Here is a 21,283-nt window from a genome sequence, read left to right as displayed (position 1 = left end):
CTAGGCCACTCCTCACCGACGGTAGGCCAGTATGGCGTTATGCCAGATCTTCCTCGGCCACTTCCTCCACGGGGAGAACATCAGAAGTCACTAAATCCTTCTCTAAGCGAAGATTTTCGATGATAAATTCCTGACGAGCTGGCGTGTTTTTGCCCATGTAGTAGTTCAGCACTTGCTGAATGGAGCGGTCGGACTGCAGAATCACGGGCTCCAGCTTGATGTTATCGCCGATAAACTTACCAAACTCGTCGGGAGAAATCTCCCCGAGGCCTTTGAAGCGCGTTACTTCGGGGTTGCGGCCCAGCTTGCGCATGGCAGCTTGCTTCTCCTGCTCGTTGTAGCAGTAGATGGTCGTTTTCTTGTTGCGCACTCGGAACAGGGGCGTTTCGAGGATGTAAACGTGGCCATTACGGACCAGATCAGGGAAGAACTGCAGGAAGAAAGTTAGCAGCAACAGCCGGATGTGCATGCCATCCACGTCGGCGTCGGTGGCAATTACTACGCGGTTGTAGCGCAAGCCTTCAATGCCTTCCTCAATGTTGAGGGCATGCTGGAGCAGGTTGAGCTCTTCGTTTTCGTATACAATCTTCTTCTTCAGCCCGAAGCAGTTTAAAGGCTTACCGCGCAGCGAAAACACGGCTTCCGTCTCCACGTTGCGGCTCTTAGTGATGGAGCCCGAAGCAGAGTCACCTTCCGTGATAAAGAGCGTAGTCAGCGCCTCGGCTTCCTGCTTGCCTTCCCCAAGGTGGAAGCGGCAGTCGCGAAGCTTACGGTTGTGCAGGTTGGCTTTCTTGGCGCGCTGGTTGGCCAGCTTCTTTACGCCTGCCATATCCTTCCGCTCCCGCTCGCTTTGCTCAATTCGCTTACGCAGGGCATCAGCAACGGTGGGGTTCTTGTGCAGGTAGTTGTCGAGATGCTCCTTTACAAAGTCGAGCACGAAACCCCGCACGGTGGGGCCGTCGGGGCCCATATTAATAGAGCCCAGCTTGGTTTTGGTCTGGGACTCAAACACGGGCTCCTGTACTCGCACCGAAATAGCCGCCACAATGGAGGCCCGTACGTCGGCAGCGTCGTATTCTTTCTTGTAGAACTCGCGCACGGTTTTCACAACAGCCTCGCGGAAGGCCGCCAGGTGAGTACCGCCCTGGGTAGTGTACTGGCCATTCACGAAGGAATAGTACTCCTCGCCGTAGTCGTTGCCGTGAGTAAGAGCCAGCTCAATATCAGCCCCTTTCAGGTGAATGATGGGGTATTTGATGGTTTCCGGATCGGCCTTGCGAGCCAGCAAATCCAGTAGGCCATTCTCAGAGTAGTACTTCTGCCCATTGAAATTGATGGTGAGCCCGGCATTCAGGTACACGTAATTCCAGATCTGGTTTTCCAGGTACTCCGGAATGAAGCGGTAGTTGCGGAAAATGCTGTCGTCGGGCTGAAACACCATCAGCGTACCGTTGCGCTGGCTGGTTTTCTGGGGCTTGGGGTCACTCGTCAGTACGCCCTGGGAGAACTCCGCCGACTTCATCAGGCCCTCGCGCACACTCTGCACCAAAAAGTAATTGCTGAGTGCGTTAACCGCCTTGGTGCCGACGCCGTTTAAGCCTACAGACTTCTGAAAGACTTTCGAGTCGTATTTACCACCCGTATTGATCTTACTGACCACTTCCACCACTTTACCCAGCGGAATACCCCGGCCATAGTCGCGCACTTGCACCCGGCTGTCCGAGATTTTGATGTCAATGGTGCGCCCGTGGCCCATTACGTGCTCGTCAATCGAGTTGTCGATGACTTCTTTCACCAGCACATAAATGCCATCGTCGTAGCTGGAGCCGTCCCCGAGTTTGCCAATGTACATGCCTGGGCGCAGGCGAATGTGCTCACGCCAGTCCAGCGAGCGAATGCTGTCCTCGGTGTAGCCATGATCGGGGGTTGCGGCGGGTACTTGTTCTTCAGCCATCAGGAAAACTGGAATTCGAATTTGGGGTAAAATAACACAGAAAATTGACCTTTTCCGCGTCTTACTTTCGCTAGCCAAGTTAGCAATTACTAGGCTTCCAACCTAGATAAATAGCAGTTTGTTCCCGCATCAATGCCTCAACAGCCGCAATTTCTTCTTTTTCACCACCTCTCATTTCCAATAATATTAGCAAAATGTTTCCTCCTGCCAGTCAACACCACCTGCCCCCTGCCGGCCATACGCCCAACCCGGTAGTTAAGCAGACGCCCATAATCCAGTTTGCCTTCTTTATGGTTGGGTCAGTGCTGCTGATCTACACCCTCAACAAGCTCGATGATATTCTGCTGCCGCTGCTGTTTTCTGCCTTGTTCACGCTGCTGCTGCTGCCCATTTGCCGGTGGTTTGAGCTTCGGGGCATCCCGCGGGTGCTGAGCATTATTTTGTGCTTGCTCATGCTTGTGCTGTTTCTGGCCGGTATTATCCTAGGGTTTGGGTCGCAGCTTACGCAGTTCCAGTCCGAGATTCCGAAGCTGCAAGACAAACTCATGCAGTTCTTCACCGATGCGCAAACCTGGGCCCACGACAAGTTTGGGTACGAGCCTATGAGCATTGATGAAGTGAAAGAATCAACCGTAAAGGCGCTGAAAAAATCGGGGACGACTTACTTGGGCACCACCCTAAACACTACTACCGCTGTGCTAAGCAACTTGGCGCAGGTGCTTATTTACATTTTCTGCTTGCTGCTGTACCGCGACCATCTGCGGCAGTTTATGTTCAGGTTTGTTTCGCCCGACAAGCGCACCTTCGTGCTCCATACCGTCGATAACATTCAGACGGTGGTGCAGGCCTACATCTCGGGCCTGTTTAAAGTGATTGTAATTGTGGCCGTGCTCAACGGCATAGGCCTAGTGGCATTGGGGGTGAAGTTTGCCATCTTCTTCGCCATTTTTGCCTCCGTACTGGCCGTCATCCCTTACATCGGGATTATGATTGGAGCCACTATCCCGGCCATTATTACGCTGGTTGAAACTGGTTCAGTAGTGCAGGCCGCGCTGGTTATCGGGGTATTTGTGTTCGTGCAGTTTTTGGAAGGCAACTTCATTACCCCCATGATTACAGGCTCTCAGGTTAGCATCAACCCGTTGGCGGCCATTCTAGCCCTGATTTTAGGTAACGCGCTGTGGGGCACACCCGGCATGATTCTGAGTATTCCGATGATAGCCGTAATCAAAGTGGTGCTCGACGCCAATAAAACTACTGAGCCCTGGGGCTTCCTGCTCGGCGATACAGCCGAGGGAGACGACTCAACCAAACCAGAAACCAAACAACCAGGAGGCCTTAAAAAGCTCTGGAACCGAGCTCTGGGGAAAGCAGCCTAGGCCACTCCTGCCCCTTAACAAGACCACTATTCTGGCTCTAGCCCAGGGTAGTGGTCTTTTGCATTTAGACAAGCCGTAATAAGAATATCCCAAATTTTGTACCTCAACGCGAGTAACCTACCGTTGGGCATTAGGGTATAAAGCTCAGGTAGCCGCTTACGGTGGTACTACTACTAACACATATACAACCCTGAAACTCTCTTCATCATGGCAACTATCTCCGGCGAAGCCGCCCGCGCTTACAACGACCTCGTAGAAATCAATAAAACGGCCGCTAAGGGCTACCAAGAAGCCGCTGAAGGCGTATCTAGCCCCGACCTGAAGTCGCAGCTGAGCCAGTTCAGCCAGCAGCGCGCCCAGTTTGCCTCCGAGCTTTCGCAGCATGCGCAGCAGTACGGCATTTCGGTAGAAAACGACAATACGATTGAAGGCGTAGTAGCCGATGCCGCTGCCGCCGTACACCGTGGCTGGATCAATATTAAGTCGGCCATTACGGGCCAGGACGACTCGGCCATCCTGGGCGAGTGCGAAACTGGTGATGCTACGGCGCTGTCGTCGTACGAAACGGCACTGAAATCAAATGAACTGCCCGCCGAGGCTCGCAACGTAATCCAGAAGCAGCACAGCGAAATTCTGTCGGCTAAGAACTGGGTAACTCAGCACAAAGGCACCCGCTAGGCCTGCCTACTTAGTTTTTTCAAAAAGGCTCACCCTTGGGTGGGCCTTTTTTGTTATACCCAAACGCCACCATACGCAGCTACTGGCCTACGCACAAAATGCAACCTTTGGAAAGCGTATCTTTGTTACCAATTTAATTAGCACGTTTCTTACCTGATTTCGAGCCGCTTTTGTACGCCATCATTGACTTAGAAACCACCGGCGGGCAGCCTACGCAAGACCGCATCACGGAAATTGCCATCTACATTCACGACGGTGAGAAGGTGGTGGATGAGTACAGCACGTTGCTCAACCCTGGTAGGCCTATCCCCTTCTTTATCACCCAACTCACGGGCATTTCTGACGAGATGGTGCGTGATGCGCCCAAGTTTCATGAGGTAGCCCGCAAAGTAGTGGAGATGACAGAAGGCTGCGTATTTGTGGCCCACAACGTGCGGTTTGATTACAGCTTTCTGAAGAAGGAGTTTGCCGACCTCGGCTACAACTACTCGCGCAAAACGCTGTGCACTGTGCGGCTCAGCCGCTCCCTAATGCCGGGGCAGCCCAGCTATAGCCTGGGCAAGCTGTGCCAAAACATTGGCATTCCGCTGCATGACCGGCACCGTGCTTCCGGCGACGCAGCCGCCACAGCTATCTTGTTTGGTCGCCTACTAAAAATATCTCAGCAGGAAGAAGCGCTAACCGCCCCAGGACTGAGCCCCGCCGATACGTTAGCCGCTGTAGATGCCACGGCTCCGTCGGGCCGCCAAGCCAAAGCGGTAGTGACCAAGCAGCCTTCCACCCGCAAAATTAAGGCGGTGCAGGAAGCCATCCGGACGGCTTTGCTCCCGCCTAATATCACGCCCGAGAAGGTAGCCTCCCTGCCTCAGGAAGCGGGCGTGTATTACTTCTACAACCAGGAGGGCGAGGTGATTTACGTTGGCAAAAGCATCAACATCTACAAGCGAATTCAGCAGCACTTCGCCGTTGATTACAAGTCGCGCAAGAGCATAGAATTTAAAAACTCCATTGCCGACATTACCTGGGAACTGACGGGGTCGGAGTTAGTAGCGCTGTTGTATGAGTCGCATGAGATTAAGCGCATGAAACCGCTGTATAATCGGGCCCAGCGCCGCTCAGTGTTTCCGGCGGGTATCTTTCTGCGCACCGATGAAAACGGTTATAAGCGCCTGTATTACGGCCGCGCCGATGACCACGCCGAGTCGCACCCGCTCATTGCGTTGGGCAACCAGTTTAAAGCCAAGGGCTTCTTATTCCACAAGGTTTCCAAGTTCAACCTGTGTCAGAAGCTCTGCGACTTATACAAGACCAACGGCTCCTGCTTCGACTACCAAGTGCACCGCTGCAAAGGCGCCTGCATAGGCCTAGAGCCACCCGAAGAGTACAACCAACGAGTAGAAGAAGCCATTGAATCGTTTACGTACGAGCACGGCACCTTCGTGATAATTGGGGCGGGCCGGCATGCTACGGAAAAAAGCCTAGTAGTGGTAGAAAATGGCCGTTATCTGGGTTTTGGCTACGTGGATGAAAGCTTCTCGGCGCGGCGCTTTGTTGACTTCAAAGATGCCATAACCCGTTACCATGACAACAAGGATGTGCAGCAAATCATCCGGCAATACCTGCGCACTAAGCACAAAGACAAGGTGAAGGTATTTGGCTAGGCCACCTGGGTTAACCTGCAGTTGTTGTGCCTTCGCGCTGCTGAGCTTCCTGCAGCCACTGCACGGCGTTGGTTTCATCGTTGAAGCGCCGCATCTGATAAGTTCGGGTTGGGTCGGTGTCGGCCCTCTCGAAGGCCTCAATGGTATGGGTGAGCTGCTGGTAGAAGGGCGACAACAGCTGACTCATGTACACGGTACTACCGAGCTTATCACGTAGCGAAGGAAAAAACTCATTGAGTCCCCAGGCGGTAGTTTCGGGGTCGGCGGGAGTGCGCCGTCGGCCATCCAGGAGCCAATATGGGCAGTCGCACTGCTGGGCCGCATGTAAAATCAGGTGGTACCCCTCCCGTGTTTCGGTGTTGGTTACGGGCCGCTGCCACCGGGCCACCAGAAATTTTAGGTCTGACCGATAGGTAAGCGTTATATAATCGGGCGCAGTAAACGTTTGCATTATCTTAGTACTAGACGACAAACTTACGGTATCGTTGCCACGATTGATTCAGTCAAGCATTTCGGGTACCGTACTGCCTTTTATCTAACCAAGCGAGTTATACTGGCCTAGCGCTAATACAAACGGTGGCGAAGCAGCCAGCCGGCGGCGTCAAACTCATCGGCGCGGGGCTGATATTTTTCGAGCTTGATGGACTTTGCTAAGGTCAGTGTATTGCCGTCTCCGCTGTCATATACGGTGATGTTCGTTTTAGCCGTAGCGGGCACGTTGCTAGCTTCAATCAAATCTTGCCCAGCCCCATCGTAAATACTAATGGCAATGCGGGCATCGGGAGTGCTCCGTATTTCAAACGCATCGTTGCCGCCTAAGCCAAACAGCCGGATTGCTTTAGTTTGCTGAGCCGAAAAGGTGCGCTGGGCAAATAGCTTGTCCCCCGTGGGCAGCAATTGAAACACTTGCACCCGCACTTGCCCCGGGCCGGCGGGCTCCACCACAAAGCGCTCTGCTTCATCGGTGCCCGGCAGTTCCACCTCCTCGGCCAGCAGCTCATAAAACTTCCCCGCTACGGCGGGCAGCTCGTCGCGGCGCGAGCGGAGCTTGCGGGTGAATTCGTCGGCAGACAATGCCTGCACTTCCGGGGGCCAAACGCGCAGAGCGTTAGCAATTACGGGGTCGGGCAACGAGTTGCGCAATGAGTCGGCTATCTGCTGAAAATCCTCTCGGCTTAGATAGGCCAGCAACGATTTATCCATTGGCCGGGCGGCGCGGTTCAGGCCCTCAACGTCGCGCAAACGGATTTTCTCGTGGAAGCTCTGGTAGTTCGACTTCACCCAGGCTATAATGTGAGTAAACAGTCCGTCATCAAACTTAAAGAAGGCATGGTCTCGGTCGCGCGGAATAGCCCGGTAAACGGTAGCCCCATCTTTGCCCGCAAAGCTGGCCCAGCGCCACTGGTCCTCCCGCCGGCTCCAGTCGCCGAGCCACATATCAAATAGCCGGTTGCGCAGATACTGCCGGGCATCGACTTGGTAGCGGGAGCTCATGAGCAGATTGGTAAACACCTTGCGGGAGCTTTCTACTTTAGCGGAACGCCCAAAACTGCTCACGGTACTCTGGTCGCCCTCAGGGCGCTCCTCAAACAGGTAGAGTTGGTTGGCAAAGGCCTTGCGGAACTCACCCAGGCCCGGGTCGTCGGCCACGAATACCAGCCGGGGGTTGGTATGGTACAGGCCCGCCGCCTGCGCCAGTGACGGTACAATGTAAGCGCCGTACGGATGAATAACGCTGGTCTGGTCCTTCATCAGGTTGGCAATGGGTCCCCGCTGCAGGCGCTCGGGTAATGCCTTAGTAGCATCCTTGTCTACGGAGCGCAGCACGTATTGTACGCCATTGCGGTCTACCAGGCGCAGATTACGGGTTTGAAAGCTCCCGCCTTCCCGCACCGGCGTGAGGCCACCGGGCACGGCCGTTTGCATGTTGAATACTGGAGCCGTGACGGGCTCGGCCCACACGTTGCGGTAATGGCGCCCCCAGAAGAACCTGTGCACTGCTCCACGCTTGTACTGGGGCCCCGCTGCTACCTGCACTGTCGAGTCGAGACGGATAGGCACCGCGGGCTGAACTGCTGGTGGGGCCGCCGGCGATGAGCAGGAGTATAACAGGAGCGCGCCCAGCAGGCCAAAAAACGCTTGTGAAGTAGAGCAGGACACCAGGAGCAGGTTGCGAAGAAGAAAACGTAATACGACGTAAAGCCGCCTTTATAGCGCAAATGCAGTCCGTACGGTTGTTGAGCTCGGCGCCTACTTTTCAGGAAAACTTGCGTTGAAGGATACAGACGTGCTCTACTCCCGCTGAATGACCAAACATTTCCCCCCCGTTATGCTGCTGTTTCTGCTGACAGCAGGTTGTGCCCGAGACTCGTATTTCCAGCCAGATGCCCGCGTGAGCTACCCGGCTCCCCTCCCGGCGGGGGCGGATAGTGCAAAGGTGACGGCCGGCCGACATTACCGGCGGGGGCCGTTAGGCCGCTTACTGCTGGGCGCGCACTATCGGCGCGCCTGGGCGCAGCCGGTTACGCTGCCGGTTTTTGCCCCGCAGAAGGTAGTGCCGGGTGGCCTACGTTTCAGTAAATTGGGTGGGGGCTTTCAGACAACCAGCGCCACTCTACTAACCGACAACGGCCGCGCCTACGCCCTGCGTACCATCGACAAGGACCCCTACAAAACCCTTCCCAAAGTTCTTCGTCAGGGCTTTATACTTACTGCCGTGCGCGATGCCACCTCGGCGGGCATGCCTTATGGAGCTACCGTAGTGCCACCACTGGCCCAGGCCGTGGGAGTGCCGCACGCCACCCCGCGCACTTTCTACGTCCGGACCGATGAGAGTGGCCTAGGAGAAGCCTCAGAGCGGTTTAGGGGCAAGGTGGTTATTCTGGAAGAAAAGCTGGAGGGAAAAACCAATCTGCTGCCTTCCTTGCGGGGCGCTTCGGAGCTGGAAGAAAGCGACGAAATGCTGGAGGAGCGTTACCGCAGCCAAGAACACCACATTGATGAGGCAGCGTTTCTGCGGGCACGCCTGCTGGACCTGTGGCTAGGCGACTGGGACCGGCACGAGGGGCAGTGGAGCTGGGCGGCCTTCTCTCAGGAAAACGGCCAAACCCTGTGGCGCCCCGTGCCCCAAGACCGGGACCAAGTATTCTTCCGGTTTAATGATGGAATGCTGACTTGGCTGGCGAGCCGAATTGTGCCGAAGTTCCGGTCGTTTGAGCCCAAGTACGAAAGCATAGAGGGCTACACTCGCAATGCCCAATTCATAGATAGCCGGGCGCTGAGTGAACTGTCTCGGCAGAGGTACGTGCGCACGGCCCAAGACCTGCAGCAGCGCCTGACCGACGACGTAATCCATCGGGCCGTGCTGCAGGGGCTACCCCGTGAAGTGTATGCCCTGGAAGGAGCGCGTATGGAAGCAACCCTCCGCAGCCGGCGCGACGGACTCCTTAAAGCCGCCGAAGAGTACTATCGCCTCCGAACCAAGGAAGTGCTGGTGGCTGGCTCCGACCAAGCCGAGCGGTTTGTAGTAGAGCGCCTTTCCGATACTGCCACGGTGGTATCGGTATACCGTTTGGGCGGGGGCAAGCCAGCGGCCGATTCGCTGCTGTACCGTCGGCAGTTCAAACCCGCTGAAACGCACCGAGTAGTGCTTCATGGGCTGCGAGGCAAGGATGAGTTTACCGTTTCGGGCTCGGTGGCCCGCTCCCCCTTCATTGATATTTATGGCGGACCCGAGGAGGATACCGTGCATGACACGTCCCAGGTAAGTGGCCTACGGAAGAAAACCCGCTACTATGACACCAAGCGCAATAATGTGCTGGAGGGCGGCAAAGAAACCAAAGACCACCGCAGCCACGGCGTAGCCTCCCACGCCTTCGACCGCGACGGTTCCGGTCGGTAGTTAATTTCTTCTGCCTAGCCAGTAAGCAGAGTGGCCTACCCGAATGCGACTTTCCCAGGTCACGCATTCAGGTAGGCCACCTTCCTTTTCAGCACCTAAGGCTTACTTCACTGAGCTTAGCTTGTCGCCGTCCAGCTCTTGCAGCATTTCCAGCACCATGTGTTCGGTGGGGGTTAGCAGGTCATTTTCGCTGGGGTCGGCATCGTGGCGCCGTAGGTAGTTGATGAGCTTATCGGAATTGAAGAGCTCCACCACTTGCGGGTGAATGTAGTACTTAGAGCAGACCGTGGGGGTATTGCCCAGGTTTTGCGCTACGTCTTTTATAGCCCGCTTCAGGGTTTTAGGCTTCGGAAAATCAGGTTCTTCATCAATGATGCTTTCCAGGCATTCCACCATTTTCACGGTGCCACCCCAGGTCCGGAAGTCCTTGGCCGATAACTTTAGTCCGGTTACTTCTTGTAGGTACTCGTTCACGTCGCCCGATTCCAGTTCGGCGCGGTGTCCATCGGGCAGGTAGTACTGAAACAGGTGCTGGCCAGGAATCTCCTTGCACTTCTGCACCAGGCGGGCCAGTTTCCGGTCATGAATGGTCAGGTCGTGCGCGACGCCCTTTTTGCCCACGAAAGCAAAACGGACATCGGCGCCACTTACCTGCACGTGCTTATCGCGCAGCGTGGTGAGGCCGTAGGTTTTGTTTTTCTTGGCGTACTCCTTGTTGCCCACTCGAATGAATGATTGGTCCATAAGCGTGAGCACTAAGGCAATTACCTTTTGCTTATCCAGCTGTGGGCGGCCCAGGTCTTTATGAATTCGCTCCCGCAGCTCGGCCAGCTTTTCGCCGAAAGCGCGCAACCGGCTGAACTTGGTGAGGCTTCGGGCCTGGTCCCAGGCCGTGTGGTACAGGTACTGCTTGCGCCCTTTAGCGTCGCGGCCGGTTACCTGCAGGTGAGAGTTGGGCGAGGGCGAAATCCAGACGTCCGTCCAGGCCGGCGGAATCACAAACCCCTGAATGCGGGCCAGCGTCTTGTCATCTGAAATCGGCTCTCCTTTCGCGGTGAGATACTGAAACGTGCCATCGGGGCTGGCTTGGCGCGTCAGGCCCGGTTTGGCATCGGTTAAATAGCGGAGCCCGGCCAGTTCAGCCTGACGGGCGGGGTCTTTATACAGCAAATGCGCTTCCTCCAATGGGTCGAGGCGCTTTTTACGAGTTTTGGGGCGGGCAGCAGAAACGGTCATACGGGGGAAAGAGCAAACGCCCAGGGCCGGAAGTGGCCTAGGGGCACTTGCTGTACGCAGAAACCTAGGAAGTGATGCTTGCCGGAAGCGGCTAAGCCACCTGGGGTAAGCTGAACCGGTAAACTTGCTCTTCGGAGTGGCCTAGCAGCATACGTAGCCAGCACATTTCTTCGTTCCTGCTTCGGCCAGAGGCAACAAGCTGCACAGCCGTCAACAGCAAAATTTTTGGGCTGATATTCCGGCACATAGGCCTAGAAATCGTGAAACAGCAACTTCTGAGCCAGCACCTCGTAGGGAAGCGCCGGTATTTTGGCACTGTTTTTTGTCGTATGCCTCCCCTATCCGCTCCTTTTTCACTTACTCGTTCCGTTGCTCATGCGTCGTTATTTGCTTAAACCCTGGCTGTTTTTTGGCCTCGCTCTTTCCCTTGGTACCATGGCGTCCTGCTCGAAGGATGGAGACGGCGTAGTGCTTTTCTCCGTGGAGGACGATAAAGCACTTGGCCAGAAGGTTGCTCAAGAAACCGATTCTACTTACCGCGCCAAAGGCCAGCTGCTGGAGAAAAGCAGCAATGCTCGCGCCTACACCCTCCTTAACCAGATTGTAACGCGCGTGCTCAACTCGGGCCAGCTCCAGTACCGCAACGAGTTTCCGTGGGATGTGCAGATCATCAAGGATGACCAAACGCAGAACGCCTTCGCCACGCCCGGGGGCCACATTTACGTGTACTCGGGCCTGATTAAGTTTCTCGATAATGAGGAGCAGCTAGCTGGCGTGCTGGGCCACGAAATTGCCCACGCCGACCGCCGCCATACCTCGCGGCAGCTGCAGCAGCAATACGGCATAAGCTTGCTGCTGAGCGTGCTGTTGGGCGAAAACCCCGGGCAGCTGGCCCAAATTGCTACTGGCCTAGGCCAGCTCAAATTCAGCCGCGACTTTGAGCGCGAAGCAGATGAATACTCGGTGGTGTATCTCAACGGCACCAACTACTACGCTTGCGACGGGGCGGCTGGCTTCTTTATCAAAGCTGAAGCGCAGGGCCAGAGCGCTACGCCCGAGTTTTTGAGCACCCACCCCAACCCCGGCTCCCGCATTCAGGACATTCAAACCAAAGCCGACCAACTGGGATGCCGGTCCCGCACTTCCAGCAGTTCGACGTTTAATGAGCTGAAGAGCTTGCTCTAGGCCACTCACTTTGTTGTTAAAACGGCTTCCTGGCACACAGGAGGCCGTTTTTTATTTGCCTACTGCCGTAGTACGTAACGTCGAGCCTACCTATTCACGTAGGCTTCTATCGGCGACCTACTTTCTTTGCACCCTATGCCTCCTTTTTTAGACAAGTTCAGTGATTGGGCTGAGCGCGCTGATGACACCCTGACCCGGATGCGGGCCCGCCTGGGGCTGCTGAATCCGCTGCAACTAGTGCCCTACCGCAGCTACGGCACCACCACGCGCCTTTACGTAAAGGGCCGCTTACTAACCGACAAGGGCATTAAGGAGCCTGACCCCAACGACTCGCGCTGGCACAACCTCCTGAACATGTACCGGCGCTTCGATAGCAACGAAATTAGCGGGGCCATGCTCTCGGTGCAGCCGGCAGATGGCAGCACCCACCCCGTAGTGACGGATGAAGAAGGGTATTTCACCCTGAATCTGCAGCCAGAGGTGCTTCCCGAACCCATTGACTACTTGTGGTACCCGGTTGATGTGTTGCTGAAACAGTCACCGCCCCCCTTCCCTACGCCGCCTGGGCTCAACACCCAGGCCATGGTGCTCATTCCGCCCACCGATGCGGAATACGGTATCATCTCCGACCTCGATGACACGGTTATTCAGACCTCGGCCACGGATTTGATTCGGATGGCGCGCACGGTGCTGCTGCGTAATGCCCGCTCCCGCTTGCCGTTTAAGGGCGTAGCCGAGTTTTACCGGGCTCTGCAACTGGGCCGCAATGGCAAGCGCAATAACCCCTTCTTTTACGTAAGCAGCTCGCCCTGGAACCTCTACGATCTGCTGGAAGACTTCCTGGATCTGAACAACATCCCGCCCGGCCCGCTGCTGCTGCGCGATATGGCGGTGAAGCGCAAGAGCTCCGCCGATGCCTCAGCCCACCATGGCCACAAGCTCAAGGAAATCGACAACCTGCTGCTTACTTACCCGCAGCTTCCCTTTGTGCTCATCGGCGACTCGGGTCAGGAAGACGCCAACATCTACCGCGAGGTGGTGCGCCGCTACCCTGGCCGCATTCTGGCCGTGTACATCCGGGATGTAAACCTGCCGGAACGAGCCGCCATGGTAGATCGGGTGTCGGAGGAGTTGCGCCAGGATAAAGTAGAGATGCTGCTGGTGCAGGACACAGTGCAGGCGGCCGAGCACGCCGCCCAGCGGGGTCTAATTCATCAGGAAGCTATTCCGGCTGTTGAGCAGGAGAAACGCAAGGATGAAAGTGCCGAGGATGGGCCCGAAGAAGACACCTCCGGCAAGCCCATCATGAAGTAAATTGTAAACGACACTTAGAGCGTTTAATAGTCAAAAAACAGCCATTCCACGCTACGCTTGGAATGGCTGTTTTTCTTTACCGCTCACGCAGCCTAGGCCAGTAGGCCACTACCGTGTTCTCAACGCTAGCTAGAATGATCGGCCACGACTACCCACTGCCCATTGATGCGGCGGAACACCAGCAGGAAATGCCCTTGTAAGTCACCGGCGGTGGGGCGGGCCAGGTGCCAGCGCCCTATCACATGAGCTGCGTCGGGGCTGAGGGGGTGAATTTTCAAGTTGCTGAAGTCAAGCTGGCCCATGGCCGCGGCCGTGGGGTAGCTGCGGCGGTAATTATCGAGGGTGGACTGCCAGCCGTAGGTGAGGCCACTTTTGCCAATAAACACCAGGGAGTCGTTTTTCCAGTACCCCTCCATAAAGCCGGGCACATCACCCCGGTTCCAGGCGGCCGTTTGCGTGGCCAGAACCTGCGCTATGGCTTTTCGGGTAGCTGTGGGTTTGTTGCGCTGCTGAGTGGTGGCACAGGCAGCACATAACAAGGGCAGGGCAAGGAATACGCAGGTTTTCATAGCGACAATATACAGCGTCCTCAAACAGCTCCAACTCCATACTTGGCCTAGAGAGGTAACCTGTTAACCTAAATAACAGAGGGCGACAGGGAGGTTAGATAGGCATTGTTTACCCAATAGCAGGGTTCTAAATGGGTTGGACACTTATCACGGATTAGTCTTTAAATCTTGCTATTCCAGCATTGTGCCGTACCTTTTTGCAGCTTGTCCTCTGCTTCGGAGTTGTTACTGGAGAAGGGCAAGCGTTACTACTTCCGTTTACTTCCTTTCTACTCTTTTGCTCACCTAGCCTTCCCCCTATGAGAAGCCTTTACGTCTCGGCGACGACGGCGGCCGTACTGCTCAGTGTGCCCGCTTTCGCGCAAAACTCCCTCAAAACGCTGCCCTACCCGCAGACCAAAAAGGTGGACACCATCACCACCTACTTCGGCACCAAGGTAGCCGACCCTTACCGCTGGCTGGAAAACGACCAGGCCGCCGACACCAAAGCCTGGGTGCAGGAAGAAAACAAAGTCACGCAGAACTACCTTTCTCAGATTCCCTTCCGCGAAACCATTCGTAAGCGCCTCGAAACTCTCTGGAACTACGAGAAGTACGGTGCGCCATATAAGGAAGGTAAGTACACCTATTTCAGCAAGAACACTGGCCTACAGAGCCAGTCAGTGCTGTACCGGCAGTTGGGTAACGGCGCGCCGGAGGTGTTCCTCGACCCTAACAGCTTCTCCAAAGACGGCACTACTTCGCTAGCGGGCATCAGCTTCACGAAAGACGGCAGCCTGGCTGCCTACCAGATTTCGGAAGGCGGCTCCGACTGGCGCAAGGTGATTGTGATGCGCACCGCCGACAAAACCCTGGTAGGCGATACGCTGAAGGACGTGAAGTTCTCGGGCCTGGCCTGGAAGGGTAATGATGGCTTTTACTACAGCAGCTACGACAAGCCTCTGGCCGGCAGCCAGCTAGCGGGCAAAACTCAGATTCATAAGCTGTTCTACCATAAGCTAGGCACTCCGCAGCGCACCGATAAGCTGGTATTTGGCGGCGACAAAACACCCCGCCGCTACATTGGTGCCCATCTTACCGAGGACGAGCGTTTCCTGGTCATCAGTGGCGCTAACACTACTACCGGCAACGAGCTCTACATCCAGGACCTGAGCAAGCCCAACAGCCCCATTGTGCAGGTAGTAGATAATGAGAAGAGCACCGTGGGTGTGCTTGATAACGTGGGCAGCAAGCTCTATATCGAAACCAACCTGAACGCGCCCAACGGCCGGGTGGTGACCGTGGATGCGGCTAACCCCAAACCCGCTAGTTGGAAAGACCTGATTCCGGAGAGCAAGAACGTATTGAACGCCACTACGGGCGGCGGCAAAATCTTCGCCAACTACCTCAAGGATGCCACGTCGTATATTGAACAGTACGACATGAACGGCAAGAAAGAGCGTAGCATTACGTTGCCCTCAGTAGGCTCGGCGGGCGGCTTTGGTACTAAGAAGGAAGAAAAGGAAACGTACTACACGTTCACCTCTTACATCTACCCGCCCACCATCTTCAAGTACGATATTGCCAGCGGCAAATCAACGGTCTACAAGAAAGCTGGCGTGCAGTTCGACCCCGCTAAGTACGAGTCGAAGCAGGTGTTCTATACCTCCAAGGATGGCACCCGCATTCCCATGATCATCACCCACAAGAAAGGCTTGGTGATGAACGGCAAGAATCCCACGCTGCTGTACGCTTACGGCGGCTTCAACTCCAGCGTAACGCCAGGCTTCGGTACTTCCACCATTGTGCTGCTCGAAAACGGCGGCATCTACGCCGTGCCTAACATTCGGGGTGGCGGCGAGTACGGCGAGAAGTGGCACCTGGCTGGTACCAAGCTGCAGAAGCAAAACGTGTTCGACGACTACATTGCGGCCGCCGAGTACCTGATGAAGAACAATTACACCTCTAAAGACTACCTCGCTATTTCGGGTGCTTCTAATGGTGGCCTACTGGTAGGCGCTACCATGGCCCAGCGCCCCGAGCTGTTCAAAGTAGCCTTCCCGGCGGTGGGTGTGATGGACATGCTGCGCTACAACCAGTTCACGGCCGGTGCAGGCTGGGCCTACGACTACGGCACTGCTCAAGACAGCAAGGAGATGTTTGAGTACCTCTACAAGTACTCGCCCTACCATGCCCTGAAGCCCGCTGCGTACCCCGCCACTATGGTTACCACCGCCGACCACGACGACCGCGTGGTACCGGCTCACTCGTTTAAGTTTGCCTCCAAGCTCCAGGAGTCGCAAAAAGGCGACGCTCCCGTCCTGATTCGGGTAGAAACTAAGGCGGGCCACGGCGCCGGCCGCTCTACGGCCCAAGTTATCAGCGAACAGGCTGATAAGTGGTCGTTTATGTTCCAAAACATGGGCCTGACGCCATATCAGAATAATTAATCTAAAGACGTCTGAAGCCAAGAAAAAGCCTGACCGCTCATTCAGAGTAGTCAGGCTTTTTCTTGGCTTCATTATTAGGTATAGAAGCTGGTAATACAGAAATACACACTGCTTAAGTGACTATTATGCAAGTGCTTTCCTGAGCTTGTAGAGGTTCTTTCTTACTCGGTGCATTTAGTTCTTCATAGGTCAAGCACGCAGACTAAGTACTAGAGTCCAGTGACACCTGATAATCGGCCCGCCATCATTTATCAGAAAACAGAGAGTTGTGAGCTCAAACAGGGATTTTTGATGCGCACCGTTATAGTCTTATTAAATGAGGTTTACGCAAGCAGGGACTAGCTTCGAAAGCTGAACAATTGTGATTTGCGCAACAACCGGGCGAGAACGGGGACACTGTTTAGCATTGAGCTATTTATCGTAGTAGGGGGGTGTCAGGAGAACAGGTACAGACACCAGCGCACAGCGCTTGGCTTAGCAACTGTAGCTGCCCTCTATATTTATTACCAGAGAAACCGTCTGGTATTTGAGCGCCCAAAGATGCGCGTTAGCCTACGAAGGATGGTGGCAACTAGTGGTGTCAGGGTTCCCTCCCAGTATACTCAGCAAACGATGTCTGAGGCGAAAAGTACGTAGTAAAAAATACATATATATATCAACGCAAATCAGTAGTAATCTTAGGTTTAATAATTTGATATGCGCGTAAACCTTGATTTTGTACACAAATTTCTTCGATGGTTCCACTCTCAAAACTGCGTCTATGTTAGCAATGAACTTTCGGGGGCCCTTTCAGATAAGGGCAGACCGTAACCGGCCCGAGCCGGAAATAAAGCATCCCAATGATGCCATTGTGAGAGTCACTCGATCCTTGATTTGTGGCTCAGATCTGCACCTGTACCACGGGCTGGTGCCCGATACACGGGTAGGCATGACGTTTGGCCATGAGTTTACCGGCGTCGTAGAAGAAGTAGGTTCAGGTGTGCAAAAACTGAAGGTGGGCGACCATGTACTAGTGCCGTTTAACATTGCCTGTGGCAGCTGCCCTCATTGCAAGCAGGAACTCTACGGCAACTGTCACGAGTCTAATCCGGAAGCTACCGCCGTAGGTGGCTTTTTTGGCTATGCTCACACGGGCGGGGGCTACGACGGAGGACAGGCTGAATATGTCCGAGTGCCCTATGCTGATGTCAGTCCCACTAAAATTCCGGAAGGCATGGACCTGGAGAATGCGGTCCTGCTGACCGATGTGGTGCCCACCGGCTACCAGGCGGCTGAGCAGGCCGGCATCCAAAAAGGCGACACCGTGGTGGTGTTTGGCGCCGGCCCAGTCGGGCTGTTGGCAGCCCGCTTCGCGTGGTTCTTTGGGGCCGGACGGGTAATTGTGATTGACCACCTGGAATACCGCCTGGAGTTTGCCCGCAAATTTTCATTAGCTGAAGCGTACAACTTCAAGGAAATGAATGACCCGGTGCTCTTCTTGAAAAAAGCCACCGATTGGTTTGGCGCTGATGTATGCATCGACGCGGTGGGCTGCGATGCCACAGGCAGTGCCCTACAAAACATCACAGGTAAAGGATTGCTGCTGCAGGCCGGCAATGCCACCGCCCTGCACTGGGCCATTAATTCGCTTAAAAAAGGGGGTATCTTATCCATCATTGGCGTGTATGGCCCGCCCTGGAATCTGGTTTCGGTGGGCAGCTTGATGAACAAAGGCATTACGGTGCGGGCCAACCAGGCCTCCGTAAAACGACTGCTGCCTAAAATGATTGACCACATCATGAGCGGCCGGATCAATCCTAAGGAAATTATTACGCACCGGCTGCCACTGGAAGAAGTGCCTGATGCCTACCGCATGTTCTCCAAGAAACTGGACAACATGATCAAACCCTTGCTAATTCCGCCACGGGCCAACGCCTCTTTCGCTTAACCCCCTTTTTCTCATGAAAAACGCATTAGAAAACCGCATAGAGGCGCTGCAGGACCGCATAATTGCCCAACGCAACATGGAACGCGCCGATGAGATACCCGGGTGGGGCATGGATGCCGATCCGGAGAATGACCCCACGTATCCCATGAAGCATAGCAACGGGGCAGACCACCAGCGGCTCAATTATGAAAAGGCTCCCCAGCAGCCGCTGGATATGGAGATCTTACACTCCATCGAGCGGCCTGGCGTTACGCGCGTGTTCGGCACGTCGACACCTCCGAGCGGCCTGAGCGGGGCCATCCGGCGCTACGCCTACAAGTACAGCGAGGCCACCGCGACACACTGGATGTCGCTCATCCTGGCCGACCGCGTCAACGCAGTTGAAGGAAAACTCGATGATTTGCGGCGCGGCGTTCTTCCCAACCCTTGGGTTGAACGGGGCTGGCGCGCGGAATGGAAGCATAACCGTTCAGGTTTTATTCAGAATGTAGCTACGACGGCGTTGCTGCTAACGGCGGGTATTATGCTGATGAAAAGGAAAAACAGGCGTAAACAACTGTTAAGTAAACGGTAGCCTAACGTAACGCCCCCAAAGTAGTGCAGCCTATGCACACTTTGGGGGCGTTACGTTGATAATGACTTGGGCAGAGTGAAGCCCGTACAGCTGAATAAGGAATCACGGTTATACTGTGACGCTTCCGCACGGCACCAGGGAGCATTAGAGCCTAGTGGCAACAAACAAACACTACTACTTTCGTGCTTTGGAGGCAGAGCAACCACTTAACAGCTAGCCAAGGTGCCTAACCAGATGCACAAAGAGCCGAGATTATGCGTGTTTATCGGTACTGCACCAGCCTGCGCGGACTTACTCGCTTCCTCGGTTTGTCGAGGCAGACTGTCACGACGTCGCCAGAAAAAGTCCGCAGCCTACAGCCGCTAGCCTAGCGCCAGCCGGTTGACAGGTTGGAACGGGTCTGATTTTACTCATTTCTAGGCCACAAGAAGCACGAGGTATGCACTTCGGCTGGCCCACGCCAACCTGCGCAGCAAATAGTGGCCTACACTTCATGGTGCCGCGGACGGCATCTCGCACTTGGACTTAAACAAAATAGTTGCCGTCGGTTCAGCGCATTTTTCGCACTACGTGTAGAATGTCCTTAAATCATCTATATCCTACCCTCTACTCGTCTAGCAATTCCCGCACGTAGGCCTGTCCGCCGAGGCGGCGCATGTTGCGCAGTACACGCTGCTGCTTAGCCCGTGCCTGAGGACCAGGGTTGCTAGCCCGGAACCGGAGCGGATTGGGTAGCACGCCGGCCAGCAGCGCTGCTTCTTGAGGGTTAAGCTTGGCGGCTGATTTGTGGAAGTAAAGCTGAGAAGCGGCTTCAACGCCAAAGGTGCAGTCACCCATTTCGGCCACGTTCAGGTACATCTCCATGATGCGGCGCTTGTTCCAGAGCAGTTCGATGAGCACCGTAAAGTAGGCCTCAGCAGCTTTTCGCACGTAGCTGCGGCCTTGCCACAGAAATACGTTTTTGGCCACCTGCTGCGAAATAGTGCTACCACCGCGCAGCTGCTTGCCACCGCTCATATTTGATTTAGCGGCTTTCAGCAGGGCATCCCCATCAAAGCCGTGGTGGATGAGGAAGCGCTGGTCTTCGGCGGCTACTAGGGCTAGAGGTACGTTGCCGGAAACCTCCTCCATCGTGCGGAAGCGGTAGTTGATGCGCCGGTCTTCCTCCCGAATGCCGTAGTAGCCCTTCCCTACTGGGGCGTGGGCGCGGCGGTCCAGCATCAGCCACGTAGCCGGCGGCGACACCCACCGGTATACAAGTACCCAGGCAATAGAAGTCAGGAACAGCACCGCGGCTACTTGTAGGCCAATCCGACCAGCCCGACGCAGATGTTGCTTGTAATTCATCAACCAAAAAACGACACGTATTGTACCAGGCGCCAAGGCGCAGCGGCAAAAGTAACGGAATTCACTAGTGCCTAAGGCCGCAGTCTTGGAATTTGGCGCGCAAGTAGATGTTGGGGATGGCGTACTTCAAACTCAGCGGGATTCCTGGCTAAAGTCTTACCGCATCATAATAATGTGGTTTTGCCCGAGTGAATCTGGTCAGGCTTTCCTGACGAAGTGGCCTAGAGTGGTTCTAAAGTAACTGTTCAGGTTGTCCCCCTTAATAGTGCCCCCGGCTGACCATGTATTCAGAGCAACTCCCTTTCGCAAAACAAGTATAGCAAAGTAGTCTGGCGCAGCCGGCATGCGGTTTTCCGCAGCTGAAGCGGGTAGACGTGTTGTTCACTCTCTTATTCCTCGAATATGTCTGCCACCAGGTTACTTGCTCTGTTCCCTCTCAACCTCGTGGTATTTCCAGGTGAAAAGCTCAACCTGCACATCTTCGAGCCGCGCTACCGCCAACTCGTGCACGACTGTCTGGAGCAGAATATCACCTTCGGCATCCCTCCTTACCTCAAAGAAGGCATCAGCACATTGGGCACAGAAATGCAGCTGGTGGGCGTGGAAAAGCGGTATGAGTCGGGGGAAATGGATATTCGGACGAAAGCGCTAGGCCTGTTCCGAGTGCAGGAGTTCTACCGGCAAGCCCCCGGCAAGCTTTACGCCGGCGCCGACATCGAGGAAGTAACCGACGACCTAACGGGAGACGTAGTGTTACAAACCCGCATCAAAGAGCAGATCAAGCAACTCTACGATATTCTGGGCCTGCGCCACCTATTTCTGGAGCTCCCTACCGATTTCCGGGTGTATGATATTGCCCACCATTTGGGTATGAACACCGAGCAGGAGTTTGAGCTGCTCACTGCCGCGTCGGAAGTTGACCGCCAGACCATGGTGCTGGAGCACTTAGAGCAGGTACTGCCCATCCTGATGGAAACCGAGCGACTCAAAGAACGCTCCCGGCTGAATGGGCACTTCAAGAACCTGACTCCACCAAACTTTTAACCCTGCTAACCCACGTAGCAAGTAGGTCGCTACCACGTTGCTGCTTAGCAGTAGAACACTCAAGGGCAAGCCTTACGTACTACAT

At 55.1% G+C, this 21,283-nt stretch carries 16 protein-coding genes; 10 read left to right on the top strand and 6 right to left on the bottom strand.

Annotated elements, in window-relative coordinates; translation table 11 throughout:
• Positions 1–37: 37 nt before the first annotated feature.
• Complete coding sequence (locus EU556_RS20555; RefSeq protein ID WP_135436032.1) at positions 38–1,954, bottom strand: DNA topoisomerase IV subunit B; 1,917 nt, start codon at positions 1,952–1,954, stop codon at positions 38–40.
• Between the two features lie 194 nt (positions 1,955–2,148).
• Between EU556_RS20555 and EU556_RS20550 the strand changes: the two genes are divergently transcribed.
• The 3 genes from EU556_RS20550 to EU556_RS20540 all read left to right on the top strand — a co-directional run bounded on the left by EU556_RS20550 (position 2,149) and on the right by EU556_RS20540 (position 5,672).
• Entirely contained in the window at positions 2,149–3,333 is a 1,185-nt protein-coding gene (locus EU556_RS20550) for an AI-2E family transporter (protein WP_135436031.1), read from the top strand.
• 207 nt (positions 3,334–3,540) lie between these two features.
• Positions 3,541–4,011, top strand: a complete 471-nt coding sequence (locus tag EU556_RS20545; RefSeq protein ID WP_135436030.1) for a ferritin-like domain-containing protein — start codon at positions 3,541–3,543, stop codon at positions 4,009–4,011.
• A 170-nt stretch (positions 4,012–4,181) separates the two neighbouring features.
• Entirely contained in the window at positions 4,182–5,672 is a 1,491-nt protein-coding gene (locus EU556_RS20540) for an exonuclease domain-containing protein (protein WP_135436029.1), read from the top strand.
• A 10-nt stretch (positions 5,673–5,682) separates the two neighbouring features.
• On the opposite strand, the gene EU556_RS20535 is transcribed toward EU556_RS20540, so the two are convergent.
• Both EU556_RS20535 and EU556_RS20530 read right to left on the bottom strand, forming a co-directional pair.
• A complete protein-coding gene (locus tag EU556_RS20535; protein ID WP_135436028.1) occupies positions 5,683–6,123 on the bottom strand; it encodes a hypothetical protein in 441 nt (146 codons plus the stop codon).
• Between the two features lie 113 nt (positions 6,124–6,236).
• A complete protein-coding gene (locus tag EU556_RS20530; protein ID WP_135436027.1) occupies positions 6,237–7,832 on the bottom strand; it encodes a hypothetical protein in 1,596 nt (531 codons plus the stop codon).
• A 145-nt stretch (positions 7,833–7,977) separates the two neighbouring features.
• Between EU556_RS20530 and EU556_RS20525 the strand changes: the two genes are divergently transcribed.
• A complete protein-coding gene (locus EU556_RS20525; protein WP_135436026.1) occupies positions 7,978–9,573 on the top strand; it encodes a hypothetical protein in 1,596 nt (531 codons plus the stop codon).
• Between the two features lie 102 nt (positions 9,574–9,675).
• On the opposite strand, the gene EU556_RS20520 is transcribed toward EU556_RS20525, so the two are convergent.
• On the bottom strand, positions 9,676–10,809 hold the full coding sequence (locus EU556_RS20520; protein WP_135436025.1) for a DNA topoisomerase IB: 1,134 nt from the start codon (positions 10,807–10,809) through the stop codon (positions 9,676–9,678).
• 375 nt (positions 10,810–11,184) lie between these two features.
• Between EU556_RS20520 and EU556_RS20515 the strand changes: the two genes are divergently transcribed.
• Positions 11,185–11,994 (top strand): M48 family metalloprotease, encoded by an 810-nt coding sequence (locus tag EU556_RS20515; RefSeq protein ID WP_135436024.1) that lies wholly within the window; start codon positions 11,185–11,187, stop codon positions 11,992–11,994.
• A 135-nt stretch (positions 11,995–12,129) separates the two neighbouring features.
• On the top strand, positions 12,130–13,308 hold the full coding sequence (locus EU556_RS20510; protein ID WP_135436023.1) for an App1 family protein: 1,179 nt from the start codon (positions 12,130–12,132) through the stop codon (positions 13,306–13,308).
• Between the two features lie 125 nt (positions 13,309–13,433).
• Here the strand turns inward: EU556_RS20510 and EU556_RS20505 are convergent, their stop codons facing one another.
• A complete protein-coding gene (locus EU556_RS20505) occupies positions 13,434–13,877 on the bottom strand; it encodes a YybH family protein (protein ID WP_135436022.1) in 444 nt (147 codons plus the stop codon).
• Between the two features lie 299 nt (positions 13,878–14,176).
• On the opposite strand from EU556_RS20505, the gene EU556_RS20500 reads away from it, so the two are divergent.
• The 3 genes from EU556_RS20500 to EU556_RS20490 all read left to right on the top strand — a co-directional run bounded on the left by EU556_RS20500 (position 14,177) and on the right by EU556_RS20490 (position 18,807).
• The gene (locus EU556_RS20500) at positions 14,177–16,306 is read left to right on the top strand and encodes a prolyl oligopeptidase family serine peptidase (RefSeq protein WP_135436021.1); all 2,130 of its coding nucleotides are present in this window, start codon (positions 14,177–14,179) and stop codon (positions 16,304–16,306) included.
• A 760-nt stretch (positions 16,307–17,066) separates the two neighbouring features.
• A complete protein-coding gene (locus tag EU556_RS20495) occupies positions 17,067–18,233 on the top strand; it encodes a zinc-dependent alcohol dehydrogenase (RefSeq protein ID WP_135436020.1) in 1,167 nt (388 codons plus the stop codon).
• Between the two features lie 13 nt (positions 18,234–18,246).
• Positions 18,247–18,807: a hypothetical protein gene (locus EU556_RS20490; protein WP_135436019.1), complete on the top strand. Its 561-nt coding sequence runs from the start codon at positions 18,247–18,249 to the stop codon at positions 18,805–18,807.
• Between the two features lie 606 nt (positions 18,808–19,413).
• Here EU556_RS20490 and mtgA read toward each other — a convergent pair.
• The gene (mtgA, locus tag EU556_RS20485; protein ID WP_245327815.1) at positions 19,414–20,154 is read right to left on the bottom strand and encodes a monofunctional biosynthetic peptidoglycan transglycosylase; all 741 of its coding nucleotides are present in this window, start codon (positions 20,152–20,154) and stop codon (positions 19,414–19,416) included.
• A gap of 402 nt (positions 20,155–20,556) precedes the next feature.
• Here mtgA and EU556_RS20480 point away from each other — a divergent pair, with 402 nt between their 5' ends.
• The gene (locus EU556_RS20480) at positions 20,557–21,198 is read left to right on the top strand and encodes an LON peptidase substrate-binding domain-containing protein (RefSeq protein WP_135436017.1); all 642 of its coding nucleotides are present in this window, start codon (positions 20,557–20,559) and stop codon (positions 21,196–21,198) included.
• Positions 21,199–21,283: the final 85 nt, after the last annotated feature.

It is taken from the genome of Hymenobacter fodinae, from assembly GCF_004745825.1.
Taxonomy (GTDB): Bacteria; Bacteroidota; Bacteroidia; order Cytophagales; family Hymenobacteraceae; genus Hymenobacter; species Hymenobacter fodinae.
Note: the sequence above shows the minus strand (reverse complement) of the source record. Positions and strands in the feature narration are given on the sequence as shown.